This window comes from Acinetobacter sp. YH12049 (assembly GCF_013419875.1).
Lineage (GTDB): Bacteria > Pseudomonadota > Gammaproteobacteria > Pseudomonadales > Moraxellaceae > Acinetobacter > Acinetobacter amyesii.
In genome coordinates, this window is the sequence record NZ_VOZH01000052.1 from 1 (window position 1) to 13,596 (window position 13,596).

General features: G+C 34.9%; 14 protein-coding genes. 8 read left to right on the forward strand and 6 right to left on the reverse strand.

Annotated elements, in window-relative coordinates; all coding sequences use genetic code 11:
• Positions 1-147 precede the first annotated feature (147 nt).
• Positions 148-915 carry a DUF4145 domain-containing protein gene (locus tag FTU05_RS15700; protein WP_180165952.1) on the forward strand — a complete coding sequence of 256 codons (768 nt, stop codon included), beginning with the start codon at positions 148-150 and terminating at the stop codon, positions 913-915.
• A gap of 127 nt (positions 916-1,042) precedes the next feature.
• On the opposite strand, the gene FTU05_RS15705 is transcribed toward FTU05_RS15700, so the two are convergent.
• The 4 genes from FTU05_RS15705 to FTU05_RS15720 all read right to left on the reverse strand — a co-directional run bounded on the left by FTU05_RS15705 (position 1,043) and on the right by FTU05_RS15720 (position 5,822).
• Complete coding sequence (locus tag FTU05_RS15705) at positions 1,043-2,077, reverse strand: spore coat U domain-containing protein (protein WP_180165954.1); 1,035 nt, start codon at positions 2,075-2,077, stop codon at positions 1,043-1,045.
• Positions 2,068-4,509 carry a fimbria/pilus outer membrane usher protein gene (locus FTU05_RS15710; protein ID WP_180165956.1) on the reverse strand — a complete coding sequence of 814 codons (2,442 nt, stop codon included), beginning with the start codon at positions 4,507-4,509 and terminating at the stop codon, positions 2,068-2,070. Before FTU05_RS15710 ends, FTU05_RS15705 begins: the two co-directional genes overlap by 10 nt.
• Before the next feature lie 15 nt (positions 4,510-4,524).
• Positions 4,525-5,232: a molecular chaperone gene (locus FTU05_RS15715; RefSeq protein ID WP_180027364.1), complete on the reverse strand. Its 708-nt coding sequence runs from the start codon at positions 5,230-5,232 to the stop codon at positions 4,525-4,527.
• Between the two features lie 65 nt (positions 5,233-5,297).
• Entirely contained in the window at positions 5,298-5,822 is a 525-nt protein-coding gene (locus FTU05_RS15720; protein ID WP_180165974.1) for a spore coat U domain-containing protein, read from the reverse strand.
• A 427-nt stretch (positions 5,823-6,249) separates the two neighbouring features.
• Between FTU05_RS15720 and FTU05_RS15725 the strand changes: the two genes are divergently transcribed.
• The 4 genes from FTU05_RS15725 (at position 6,250) to FTU05_RS15740 (ending at position 7,790) form a co-directional block, all read left to right on the forward strand.
• Complete coding sequence (locus tag FTU05_RS15725) at positions 6,250-6,537, forward strand: BrnT family toxin (RefSeq protein ID WP_180165977.1); 288 nt, start codon at positions 6,250-6,252, stop codon at positions 6,535-6,537.
• The gene (locus FTU05_RS15730) at positions 6,524-6,838 is read left to right on the forward strand and encodes a BrnA antitoxin family protein (protein ID WP_180165979.1); all 315 of its coding nucleotides are present in this window, start codon (positions 6,524-6,526) and stop codon (positions 6,836-6,838) included. The genes FTU05_RS15725 and FTU05_RS15730 overlap by 14 nt, the downstream gene beginning before the upstream one ends.
• A 92-nt stretch (positions 6,839-6,930) precedes the next feature.
• Positions 6,931-7,155: a hypothetical protein gene (locus FTU05_RS15735; protein ID WP_071852195.1), complete on the forward strand. Its 225-nt coding sequence runs from the start codon at positions 6,931-6,933 to the stop codon at positions 7,153-7,155.
• Positions 7,156-7,187: 32 nt separating this feature from the next.
• On the forward strand, positions 7,188-7,790 hold the full coding sequence (locus FTU05_RS15740) for a hypothetical protein (RefSeq protein WP_180165981.1): 603 nt from the start codon (positions 7,188-7,190) through the stop codon (positions 7,788-7,790).
• A 123-nt stretch (positions 7,791-7,913) separates the two neighbouring features.
• On the opposite strand, the gene FTU05_RS15745 is transcribed toward FTU05_RS15740, so the two are convergent.
• Entirely contained in the window at positions 7,914-8,987 is a 1,074-nt protein-coding gene (locus tag FTU05_RS15745; RefSeq protein ID WP_257230140.1) for a hypothetical protein, read from the reverse strand.
• A 753-nt stretch (positions 8,988-9,740) separates the two neighbouring features.
• Here FTU05_RS15745 and FTU05_RS15750 point away from each other — a divergent pair.
• On the forward strand, positions 9,741-9,884 hold the full coding sequence (locus FTU05_RS15750; RefSeq protein ID WP_168379852.1) for a hypothetical protein: 144 nt from the start codon (positions 9,741-9,743) through the stop codon (positions 9,882-9,884).
• 984 nt (positions 9,885-10,868) lie between these two features.
• Here the strand turns inward: FTU05_RS15750 and FTU05_RS15755 are convergent.
• Positions 10,869-11,078, reverse strand: coding sequence for a hypothetical protein (locus FTU05_RS15755; RefSeq protein ID WP_180165985.1), 210 nt, complete (start codon positions 11,076-11,078; stop codon positions 10,869-10,871).
• A 650-nt stretch (positions 11,079-11,728) separates the two neighbouring features.
• On the opposite strand from FTU05_RS15755, the gene FTU05_RS15760 reads away from it, so the two are divergent.
• The gene (locus tag FTU05_RS15760) at positions 11,729-12,736 is read left to right on the forward strand and encodes a replication initiation protein (RefSeq protein WP_180165987.1); all 1,008 of its coding nucleotides are present in this window, start codon (positions 11,729-11,731) and stop codon (positions 12,734-12,736) included.
• Between the two features lie 105 nt (positions 12,737-12,841).
• Entirely contained in the window at positions 12,842-13,408 is a 567-nt protein-coding gene (locus FTU05_RS15765; RefSeq protein WP_257230141.1) for a plasmid replication DNA-binding protein, read from the forward strand.
• Positions 13,409-13,596 lie beyond the last annotated feature (188 nt).

Below are 13,596 nucleotides of genomic sequence, written 5' to 3' on the forward strand. Positions count from 1 at the left end.
AACGTGAAAAATCATAAAAAAAACCCACCTTGGGGAAGGTGGGCTATCAACTAGAAACTACATCATTGATTTCTAAGGATAATTATAAAGCATTTCGTATAACGTGTATTATGTTAATTTTAGAAAAATTTAATTTAGATTTACGCTATGAATGAAAAGTTTCGCTTTATAAAAAGCTTCCTAAAAGATGCTCCTTTACCATTTTCATGTCCATTTTGTAAAAGGGACTCACTGGTTTTACTCCCTGAAACTTGGCAAGAACATGATAGATCTAAATTATATCATTCTGAAGAGTGGTTTGATGCTTGTGAGCATGTAGAACTTACTTATACAGCTCTCTATAAGTGCTCAAACAGTAGTTGCGATCAAAAAATAATTAGCTCAGGTACTGGCGGCATTGATATGGACTATATTCAAGCAGAATATGTAGAGTACGAACCTGAATATTACTCATATTATCAACCCAAAATTTTTATACCTCCATTAAGCTTTTTCCCTATCCCAGAAAAGACACCAGATGAAATAAAAACGTTATTAGAGCTTTCGTTTTCTATTGTTTTACAATCACCAGCATCAGCTGTAAATAGCTTGAGAAGTAGTATTGAAAGATTACTAGATATCCATAGGATCCCTGAAAAAAAATTGCATCATAGGATTGAGCAGGATGTCCCAACACACACAATTTTGTCTCCTTATAAAGACTATTTAATGGCAATTAAGTGGCTAGGTAATTCAGGAAGTCATGATTTAGATCAAATCACTCTTCAAGATATTATGGACGTATATGAAATTATGGAATTTGTGTTGGCGGGTTTATACGGAAATACTCAAAATACTTTACAAAAAGCATTACTTATCAATCAGAAGAAAGGGCCATTAACAAGACAAGAAAGGAAAAGTTTAAGTAGTCAATAGCCCCATTTAACATAATGGCGGTTATACGAAATTAATGTGTAACTCCAAAATAGAAATGTCCGGTTTCTCCAAAGTAAAAATGTCCGCTTTTAGAATATGCACTTCTGCAATTTCCTTAGCGGACGGTTTAATATGTTACTGTCACGATAACACTATCAGTATAATCGCCAGGTGTACTACCAATAGTTATACCTGATGCAATTTTCCCATATACAGTACTTGACTGAGCAGAACCTATACCTGTTAGAGAAAGACCACCACTTCCCCCTGTGCTAGTAGTTCCACCTGTTTCACTCCAAAGATTACTAAAATTAGAATCCTTATAAAGTTGATAAGGGATATATTCAGTGGCAGTCGAATGTTTCATTCGCCGACTGCTACTATAATTATTACCATTACCTAAATATATTGTGTAATTTGTTGCATTATTACAAGTCGTTGAAATAGCTCCAGATGCGTTATAATTATTTTTTGTTGATCCAATATCAGAGATGCTACCAAAATTTATTACATCTGTAGAATTGAGCTGACATATTTTTGGAACAACATAGTTAGCTGTTAATGTAGTGCCACCAGAATCCCATCCACTACCAGTACTAGAACTAGTCCCTTCACATTGATTGGCAGAGGCACCTTGCATATCCCAATAAAGATTAACTGCTGCAGTATACGTACCGACTGGATAAATATTGGTTGAAGAGGATCTTTTAGGTACAGTTACTGTTACAGAATAATTAATGACATTGTTATTTGCTACTGTAGTAACGGGGCCGTACCATGTATTAGAAGTTTGATTAGTTGAAGTTGAACCAGCACCGCCCACAGAAGCTATTACCGTATAAGGTAATGATGTTGAACTATTTGCAGTTGTTGTGCCTGTAAAAATTGTTTTCATGCACATATATTTTTCAACTTTCTTGGAACTACTTCCTTCAGTACAAGTTATTGTTCCTGTAAAGGTAATTTTAGCAGGACTATCCAAATTTGTAGCATTATAAGTATGGGTAGTTGTAGTTGTGCCAACTGGTATACATGTAGCATGCGCTTTATTAAAAAACAAGCTTATAAACAGAATAAAAAAACTAATTATCAAAAACTTACACAAATTGGTCGAAATTATATTTTTCATTGTAACTTGATAGTTTGTGCAAATTATTGACATACATATGGCCCTAATTTCTTTAATGAATAATGTTCACTACCATAATCAAAATGAACCTGACATGAACCTTGATCTAGCAAATCAACATCAAGGATGTTTTTAGGTAGTAGACCTTGTACAAAAACCTCACCATCATAACCAATGAGTGCTGTATTTTCGCCATTAATCGTTACGCTATAACCAGGCTGAATAGGGTTATTGTTTTTATCTACTAGTTTTACAACAGCAGATATTACTTGGTGAGCATCAAAGTCAATGTGTGCACCTTGGCGATACCCCACAATTACTTTCTGTGCAGTATTTGGCACTTCCCACTGCAACGGTAAATAGGTTGGATCAAGGAAAATATGATGGGTTTGGTAAGGTAGTAAATTAGAAATTAAGAAACGACCTTGATGATCGGTTTTACCTAAATTAACACCACCATTTAGGATTTGGCTTTTTGGTCCTGCATTTGTAACAACTGCATAACCATCTCCAATTTCATTTGCAGCAAAAACCCTTCCTGCAGCAAAAACGAGTGAACCTGTTGCAGATAACGAAGCCTGATCTATATCACTATATCGACTGTAACTAGCTGTGAGATAGGCAGGTCGAGCCCGATAATTTACATATGCTGAAGCATTGTTATTCGAACTTCTTTCATTGTGCTCAACATAGCCACCCCAACCTAATGAGCCAATTTCTGGGCCTGATAAGCCATTAAATTCTTGGCGGTAACTTGTAGTATTATCTGCATCTCTCGACATGCTCGTGATAGCATTAAACTTAAATGATGGGGTATAACGTAAAGCAATATAAGAACCATAATTTTTAGCATCATTAAAATCTTTATAAACCGATGCATATAAATTCCAGTTTTTACCAAGATTTGCATTGAAGTTGGCAGATAAAAGGCTATATTGAGATTCTTGTGATTTTATCTTATTATAACCAACATAAACCCCATAACCATTATAAAAATTATAGCTTAATCCCGCCCGAAAGAGTTCATCAGCTAAAGCGCCTGATGTTAAAAAATTGTATTCTGCATCTTTTTCATTCTTATTATATCCATTTTCATAACGAACTTTTGAAACACGTGCTAGGTCATAATAATTATCAAAAACTTTTCTAAAGCTTGTATTAAATGAAATATCTTTATTAATCCGACCTTCTAACCCAATAGAACTTAAATAACCATTTTCATCTTTATAGTTACTCAACGAAAAATCTGCATTTACAACGCCCAAACCCCATAAGTTTTGTGCAAAACCGATACCTGCATTAGACAATCCATCAGTTGATGCTTCCATCCCACCACTTAACGTGAGCGATTGTTTAATCCCGTAACGAATCGATCCCGAACCAAAAAGCACCCCATCATCATAATCATTCGAATAAGAACCATAATTGTAACGTGGCATACCAACATCTACAGAAAACTGATTAACACCTTTTGCTAAAACTTTAGGTGAAAAGTAGTATGCCTTTTTAACTAAATTTTGCTTTCCTGTAGCATCGGTTGTTACTAAAGTGACCTCATTTCCAGAAATAAGAGGTAACTGTTTAATATCGAATGGGCCAGAGGGCACTATTCCAGAATATACTTTTTGCTGATTAACATATAAATCAAGCGTTGATGGTAGTGCTGCTGATCCTGAGAATTGAGGTAATGCTGTAGTAATAATGTCTGAGCGTTGAGCATACGCACTTGACCATTGCGCACCACCTAAACGCACACTGTTACCCCAGTCAGTAGTGTTTGATGTAAAATCACCAATGGTATAAAGTCTAATTTTTATCGGATTAATATATTGCCATTTCGATTCTAACCGTACAAATTTATTATGGCTATAATCATTTAGATCATCACCATTATACAAAACACCTGTATAGAAATTGCCTAGCCGAGTGCTATAAAATGCTTCAGCAGATCCAGAAAAAACATTCTGTTCGTCATTAATCGTATTGTAAAGACTATAATTAATGATCGCTGCATTCAATGGTTTTAAGTTTAATAGCTGATTTGGAGTCGCATTGGATCCTTCTAAATCTAGACTAAACCTAGTAAGCATCTCTTGAGGTACAGTTAAGTCTAAATTCTGATTACTTTCATCATATTTAAATTGAATTTTTTTATAATCATTTAAACAAATTAATTGTGTATCAGAAATATTCTCATCTAATATTATTCTTAGTGCTCTTAAATGCTTTGCTAAAATATATAATTTACCATTATTATCTTTTTTAACCGCTGTTAAATCACTTGTATTTTCACTATTAACAGATACATTCAAAAACAAATTGATATTAGATTCTTTGTTAGTAATATTTTGTGGGATAATATCAGGGATAATTGGAGTCGTAGCATGAGTATCATCCCTTAACATAGCATAAGCAGTTGTATATGGTATACAAATCAAACATGCTGCTAGAACCCCATATTTCATAGCATTAAATGCCTTTTACAATACGATGGTTTTACCATCTACTACTAAAGTTACGCTATATTCATGATTAGCTTGAAATTTAAAATTATTTGCAATCGCATAACTTTTTGTCTGCTTATGTAAAATGTATCCATTCAGTGTGTTGACAGGTATCAAATAGGTCATTTTAGAAGTTTTATCAATAATAGAGAGACTACTAAGTAAAACGTGCCTGGTTCCAATATTATTTAAAATCAAAAATGATTGATTTTCACTATTTTCAATTTTCCATTTAATTTCATAATAAGCATTTTTGTTCACTACAAAAAGTGGCATCGAAGAGCGAAGTAAAACATTTACACCTTGACTTACCTTACGGCTATCTGCCGGCTTAGGTAATTCATCCACAATAATACGATATGACTTTTCATTTGTAATAGGTGCCGAATTCAATCTTACAACGCGTAAATTATAAGACCCTTCGGAAGCAAGTTTAAATATTGGTGGACTAATGACAATATCATCTGTCGGTATTAGTTGATCTTTTCCTTCTACTTGCGACCATTCAAATGCGCGCACCTGAAAATCACTACTTTCAGTTGATTGATTATAAATATTTAGCGTGGTAGCCGACTGTGTATCTAAGAGTTCTAAACCGATAGGCGATAAACGAATCGATGCAGCATAAATACAAACTGGCATACATAAAGAAATTTTCAGTAATGAGCTAAAAATACTTTTCATTATCAACCTATCATTAAATAAATATTAAGCTAGCAAATAATACCTAGCTTAATACAACGCAACTGTTAATAAGTAACCGTCAATGTCACTGTATCTGTATAATTACCTGCAGTTGGTAAAACACTTCCTGCTGGGATACGACCATAAACGTCAAGTGTCTGTGGAGTACCATTACCTGTAATTGAAGCTGTCGTGCCATCAACTGCAAGTGCATCTGCACGAGTTGACGCTAAATATAAATTGTATGGAATAAATTCTGATGAACCACCCGCCATACGACGTACGCCACCTAGACCATTGGTACCAGCACCAAATGCAACTGTATAAGCTGTACCGTTGTTACATAATACCTTGATAGAAGTTCCAGAAGAAGTAGTAGTGTCACCATCCACATTGGCTGTCAAAGAAGTGATTGTCCCAAAGTCAAGCACCGCTTCTGCTACAGTGCCAGACGCATCGGTATTTACCGAACAACCTTTTGCAACTGTCGCTTTCACAGTTAATGTACCTGTTGTAGTTGCAGCATTTGCGGCTTGAATACCGATTAGCCCAATTACTGCTAACGTAGCATAAGAAATAACCTTTTTCATTTATGAACCCTTTTACATCGAATTGTTAATGAATATATGTGAAAAGAGCACACTAAACCTGTAAAACTAAATAGTGATATTCTTTACATTCAATAAATTATATTAAATTAATGTAATACAAGCCACATTTTTTTATAAAAATGTTAATTTTAATGCAACCAGTCCGAATCATGCTTGAACACGCTTCGGACTATTTAACATAATGGGCGTTATACGAAACGCATATAAAAATAGTTTTATATTTCAAAAAGTTATACTATAAAAAATCGGGGACGCAAACCCGAAAAGCCGACTTGGAAACAAGTCGGCTTTTTTATGAGCGGTTTTGATAGTTCTTGCCAATAAATTTGACTAAAAATTACGCTTCTCAACTTGAGTGATACAATTTTGTGATACATTATTGTATATACAAATTTGAATGTTTTTTATGGAACAGTATTTTGAATGGGATGAGGCTAAGAATCGAAAGAATCAGAAAAAGCATGATATCTCTTTCGAAACTGCAAGCCTTATTTTTGAAGATCCATTACGGATCTCAATCCAAGACAGACATACCGATGGTGAAGAACGTTGGCAGACCATTGGAAAAGTGAAAGGCGTACTAATGCTCTTAGTAGCTCATACCATCTTTGATGAAGATGACTGTGAAATCATACGAATCATTAGTGCAAGACAGGTAACTAAAGCAGAGCGAGATAAATATGAGCATGGTTAGATACTCACGCAAAGAACTGAATGAAAAATTCAGCGACAAGCAAGATGCTGAAATTGAACGCTTGCTTGCTAAGGGAACAGTTCCTGACGATCAGCTAGATCTATCAGATATTCCTGAAATTACCGACTGGAGTAATACTGTACGCCACAATCAATTCTATCGTCCAGTGAAGCAACAAACATCTATTCGTTTAGATGCTGACGTACTTGCATGGTTCAAAGCACAAGGTAAAGGTTATCAGACACGCATGAATGAAATCTTGCGGGATGCCATGCTAAAAGAATTAAAAAATCATCAGTAAAAATGGGAGATTAAGCTCCCATTTTTTATTACAAAATTCATAAAATTTGATAGAATAGAAAAATTATTTGATTAAATTTTATAGAGTTTTTTATGAAAAAAACAATTATCGGGGCATTAGCTGTTTCAACACTTTTAATTTCTGCATGTAGTACATCACAACCTATGTGGAGAAAAGCTGGAATTACTCCACATGATGCTAATAGTGCTTTAGCAAAATGTCGCTATGACATAGGTTTAGCTAAAGTAAATCAAAATGAAAAAGCTGAAATGATACAAGATTGTATGATGGCACAAGGTTTTAGATACACCTATTAATCTCTATAAAATCCAAATAAATAGGTTTATTAATGAAAAAGTTAATAGGTTTTGCAGCCATAGCTGTTTTTTGTACAAATTCTTTAGCAGAAATCCCTGTAAAAAATAATAGTATTCCTTTCAATAAGCTGCCTATAGAGATTAAAGAAGTAGTTCAAAGTGAGTATATAGATACCTGCCAAGGCATATCTGAAGATGAAGAAATGCAAGTTAAAAATCCTAAAATCACTTTCAATAAAGGGTTTTTAGTAAATATAGATTTTAATAATGATGGCTTAAAAGACTATATTATCCGATCTTCAGACGTTACCTGTGAAGGTGCTTACTCAATTTTCACTGGAAACAGTGATGGCTTTATAGATATCTACTTTCAAAATGAAGCAGGTAAATATGATCATGTTCTTAACTATTGGTTAGGTCGTGAAGGATTGGAGCTTAAAAAAATAAAAGATGGCTATCGTTTTACTTCTGAATATAACGACAGTTATTTAACGTGGGATAAATCTATAAATAAGTTTATTTCATATTATGGCCCTGAAAAAAGAAAAGATATTTTAGATATAAATGATGAAAACTCTACAACTAGCCAAACTTCTACAGAGAAAGGTGAAGTTCTAAGACAAGCTTTTCAATAATCTAGAAATATTCAAAAGACGCCTTTACATAGGCGTCTTTTTATTTAACATAAAATCTCTTATACGAAATTTGCATGTTAGAACCTATTCAAAGTCCGTATTTAATAGCTTCTCTTAGCGGATTTACTCATCTTCAAGCACCTGTAAGTAAAGCTCATCTGCTTTTTGGATAATCAATCCGCTATTTTTATGCTGTTCCTTCATCTCGTTTATATAAGCTTTAAGGGGGAAATGGTCAAAAGTGCGATGATATTCCCTTATAATTTCTAAAGGCACTTCTATACCATCCTCATCAAATATAGATCGGCGAAATTTATACTCTTGGAGTGTATCAGCATAGGTCGGCAATCGTGGCAGATAAGTCAAATGTGGTGGAGCAATTTCCATCTGCATCCATGTTTTCTGCTTCTTAGACCTGTACTTTAAAAAACGCTGTGCAAAATGGATGATCTGCCCTGCTTGGGAACGGCTTGCTTTGAAAATAGACCATGTTTCCACCATCAGGAATAGATTTTTAATGTCGGCTCGGTTCTTCTCTGCTAGAGAGCTATTTTTTTGACTAGCCAATTTATTAATAGAATCAGTAAATTTAGTTTTAATTTTTTCAATACTTTGCTTTGTATATCGCCAAGTCCACGTATAAGCCCTTACTCGGTCTTTGTAATCTTTTTCATCACCCAAGATGAGCTGTTTATAAGTCTTATGCGTATCTCTGAAAAGCTCCATAGTCACTAGGGCAGTGGGTTTGACAGCAATCGGATTTTTTAAGACAAATTGTTTTGGCTCATTATCTTTGAAGTAATCTGAGATCAAGGTCTTTTCTGCTGAGATTGAATCGAGATCCCACTTAAAGCCTTTGTACTTCTCTTTTAGTTTCTCGATTTTTAAACGCTCCGATTCTTTGGCAAGCTTATTAATCTCGATACCGTTGAAAGTATTGAAATCTCTACTTGTAGGCGTAGTGAATAAGCAATACAGAAACCATTTATTTTCATTAAAAACATCTCTTTGCACGATCATCGTGCAAATCGGATGACCCTTTTCTAGGCGGTAAGAACGCTGTCTTGGTGAAATCCCCAATTCATAACGCTCTGTCATCTTCTCCAAGACGGATTCAATAGATTTTTTAGAACTGTCGTACTCAAAGCCGAAATAAAAATACGCACCATTAGCAACATGATCGGCAAGCCGTTGCATCGTAAATTTTGTATGTGGACTAAAAATTATCATCCAAAATATTTCCAATAATTGTTATCAAGGGTTAATTCACAAAATACGCTGTTTTTTGATCAAAAACTAGCATTGTAATCGAGTAAAAGGATTTTTGGTTTTAAGCTGTTTTTTGCTTTTTCCATAGCGAAGCTATGGTGAACTTGCGAAGCAAGTTTTAAGGACTTCTAGACGGTATTTGTAAGAGGGTAATAAGTAGTTCCATGCAAACGCACCTAGACAGCATATTTTTTGTGCATTATGATTTTTTCATCAGTTGTGAAGTGTGTCTGACCAACGCACCTAAAAGACCTTTGACCGTTTTTTAGTGTGCCGTTAGGCACACTAAAAATTTTGATTTTCAACAGCTCACAGTGGAAAGGTTGACAGCCTGAAAACTGCTTGACGAAGCGGACTGCCATTTAACTGTGGCTCGGTACGTTTTGATGAGGGCTGATGAGGGGTGGCAATTTATTGCCTACCCTCAAATTCTACTCAATCCACTTCATAGTTGTTTTGGTTCTTGAAGTTGGGCGACAAGGAAACGGAATCACAGAATCAATGGAAACATTGAGAATGTTGGCGTTAGGAAGTTAAGTTAGAGCTATTGGCTAAGAATTCCTAACTAGGCTGAAAGGGCCGAAATCCTGCTTTTGAAGAAATAGTGAGTGAAATCCAATGATGGAGAGTAGCGTTAATAACTACCGTTCTTCGCTGATTTGAAAGGGATTGGCGAGGTGCGTGGCACACACGATGGCTTCTGCGGTATTCGAGAGGATACAGGCGATCAAGGTGAAAGCTGGCGAGAGTGGCACTTTTTGGTCGAGTGGTGAATTTGTCGTGACGACATTCCACTTTGGCTTTAAAGGTCGATGTATAGCTTAAACGTGTAAAAGCTGAGAAGTAAAATTTTCAGCCATGCTGCAAAGTAAGTGCTTTACTCACGGTGATTCTTTTTTTATCTAGTTGTAGATATTGATACCAAGGTATCGAGCCTGCGTAATACATATTTTGGAACTGCGTATGTAAAAGCAAGGAAAAGGGCAAGAAAGAGAGTGAATAAGCGTACTGCTTGTTAAGACTTCAATTGATAACTTGGGACGCACTTTTATGTCATTAGGTTTTGTCACCTAGGTTTTTGAATAACTGATTTTTAGTTATCGGCATAGATGTGTTGGAGCGATCTTTAGTAGCGCATATAAGGTAGATTTTTACCGAAATTGTACTGTAATTATTCGGAATAAGTTGTTGTTTTTATTTGTAAAATAGATAGTGATCTATAATTACAGATAAATTTAATGATGAATATGAATTTTCTTTTGAGTTGTTTTATCAAAAGTTGGTTAAAAAACCATAGCTACCGTTGTCAGAAATGGCTTGTTAAGGGAATCGTGGTTTTGCGAAAGAGTGATGTTGAGGATACAGGGGACTGTATTTGAGTGTGTTACTTCCTGCATGGTCATAGTGCTTGAAGGCTGTGGATTTAAAGCCACAGGAGAATCAAAAAGGTTAAATGGGGATTGGTCTCCCCTGCTGTTCGAGTTGGTCGCTCGGACTAAACTAAACTTCTGAAGACATAGTTTTTCGAGGTTGTTATCCACCATAGGATAAATATTTTCTGATTTTATGAATAAATTCAGCGTTTTAAAGTTTGGTGTTGGTTGGTTGGCAATCGGCACTTCGACAAAATTTTACGGTGCATACGTTATAAGCATTTTTTAGACCCCCTCGGATATTCTTAACCAACAGAATATCGAAACGAGGTGGGTTGTCTAAATGCTCACTATTTGCGTTCTAAGCGACTTTTATTGATTTGCATAAAAACCTAGGTCATAACATTAAAAATCCAAACTGACGCAATCTGTGCGCCTAAAATTGATCTTTCGGTACGTCTTGTTCACGATCTGCCATAAAATCCTCTAAACCTTTGGGATTACCAAATAATTTAAAATATTCTTCCCAAGTCTGCACTTGCTCCTGATCTTCTTTGAAAACTCCATCTTTATCGAGTCTGTAGTGCTTTGGAGGATTTTCTAAAATGCTCATTGTTAGAGAAACCAAATCTTCATCTTTGCTCATGTTCGATCTCCTTTAGCGAGTGTCTACGAGCGACACAACGAAAATTTGCGTCTAGACTCCCTGAAAAACCGCTTTTTAAAATATTTGCTTCAAATTGAAAGTAGATCAAATGCTGATCTTTGCACCTAGACCGAGCGAAGCGAGCATAAAAAACTTATGAGCGAAGCGAATTCCGAGTTGCTTTTGCCTTTTCTTAAATTAACAAGAATATTAACTAAAAATTGCCCCACGAATCGAGCGAAAGCGAGATTCAATAGAGTTTGAGCGTAGCGAAAACCAAGGGCAATTTTTCATTTATTTTTTAATCTACTAATTTTAAAAGCTTTATTAAAAGCTTTTAATAGCTTTTAAAAAGCTTTTAAAAAGCTTTACGACCAGTCTCAATGTGTTGCTATACCAGTGTTTCAGACACTAAAGTGGGGGCGAAATGTTAGGTTTTTGACTTTAAGTGGGGGCGAAATGTTAGGTTTTTGACTTTAAGTGGGGGCGAAATGTTAGGTTAGTGGGGGCGAAATGTTAGGTTAGTGGGGGCGAAATGTTAGGTTAGTGGGGGCGAAATGTTAGGTTGTAATCAAGATATGCTTGACTTAATAAGTGGGGGTGAATAGTATTAAAAATACCACCACATAATAGAAGAATAGTGATTTTAGATGGCTGTATCATTAAAGAAAATTAAAAATTTTGAGGAACATGACAAATCTCTTTTTCCTCTTGCAGCACCTGCCAAACGTTATCCAAAAGACTATGCTGTCTTTCAAAATATTTTCTGGCAATTGAAGCATGAGAAATCACCAAAAGACGATATTCTAAAATTGCTATTCTTTTTTAGCCCTAAAGTTCGGCTAGCATCAGATCCCAATGAAACAACAGAATTCACTGTAACAGCTAAAGAATATGCTGAATTGACGGGCTTAAAGCCAAGCAGTGCTTATGTAGCCTTAAACCGAGTAGTAGATGCTCTCTACGACCACAGTGTAGTTTTTTATCATCCTGGAAAAGATCGAGAAATTCGAACAAGACTCATTAGTACATGCTCATACAAGGATGGATGTTTTTATATTTCTTTCACGCATTTTGCCCTATACATTATGTATGTTTTTAATAAACAAAATTCGTATACAAAATTTAAAGTTAAGTCGGCTGTTGCCTTACATGGTCACGGTTTAAAACTTTACCCATTCTTGGTACAAAATGAATTTCGTTCTAATTTCGATGTATCCATTAAAGAATTAAAAAGTGCTTTAGGTCTAGCAGAAAATTCATACCCAGAATATAGAGATTTCAAAAGTACTATTCTTAAACCCCATATTGATGACATTAACTCTAAAACAGAACTTACTATTGAGTTTAAAGCAGTCAAGAAAGAAGGACGCAAAGCTAGTCATGTTAATTTTATAGTTAGAAAAAAGAAAACTATTGGAGCTAATCAACAAAGTGAAACTGGTAGTAACCAAGAGCAAAATAAAATAACTGCAAAAATGGTTTATTTAACGATAATTCAAAGTGAAGAATTGAGCTTGAGATTCAAAGAATCTGGTGAGACTACAGACGAATTAGTAGAAAGAATAAAAATTGATTTTAAAAATAACGAAGGTAATAGATGGATTGAAAAACTAGCAGAATTCAATATCGACTTTACCATTGAACAAAAAGTTTGAAAAATTGCTGCTATACCTAGAAAAGTACGATTTAATTCAAAATAAGATATATGTTCAGCTAAGATGTTCAGATGAACATCCTTAAACACGTGCTGAGGGATTACATTGAACAAAACAAAATTTAGCGTAATGGACGCAAGTAAAGCTTTTAAAAAATCAAGAACAACAATCTATGAATCTATAAAAAGTGGTGAATTATCAAGAGATCATGATGGACTTATAGACTTATCGGAACTTATCAGAGTTTATGGCAATCCCGTCAGTGTTCAGTCCAGTACACGTACTGAACAAGTCCAGAAGGATGTACAGGTACACGTTCAGTCTGAAATTGAAAATATATTAAAAGATCAAATTTCTTTACTCAAAAATCAGTTAGATTTAGCAAATGAAAGAGAAAAGTCTTTGATGCAACATATTGAAGATCTCACTCATAGAATTGAGTTTAAAGGCACGTTAGAACAGCCAAAACAAGAAAATACTAGTAAGCTAAATGAATCTACTAATCTAAATATAGCAACAGATCCTCGGCCAGAGATTGAGTCGAACTATGACGCATTGACTACTTTTGGGGAAGACAACAAGCATACACCTATTCCTAAACACGTTGAATCGGAACCTAAAAAAAGGGGATTATTGGGCCGTTTAGCTCGGGCAGTTTTTACAGATGAGTAAGGTTTTATTGTTATTTTTAGCTAAACAAAAGTGTGGAACATTGCTCACTTATTAAGCGTGGAACGTGAAAAATCATAAAAAAAACCCACCTTGGGGAAGGTGGGCTATCAACTAGAAACTACATCATTGATTTCTAAGGATAATTATAAAGCATTTCGTATAACGTGTATTATGTTAATTTTAGAAAA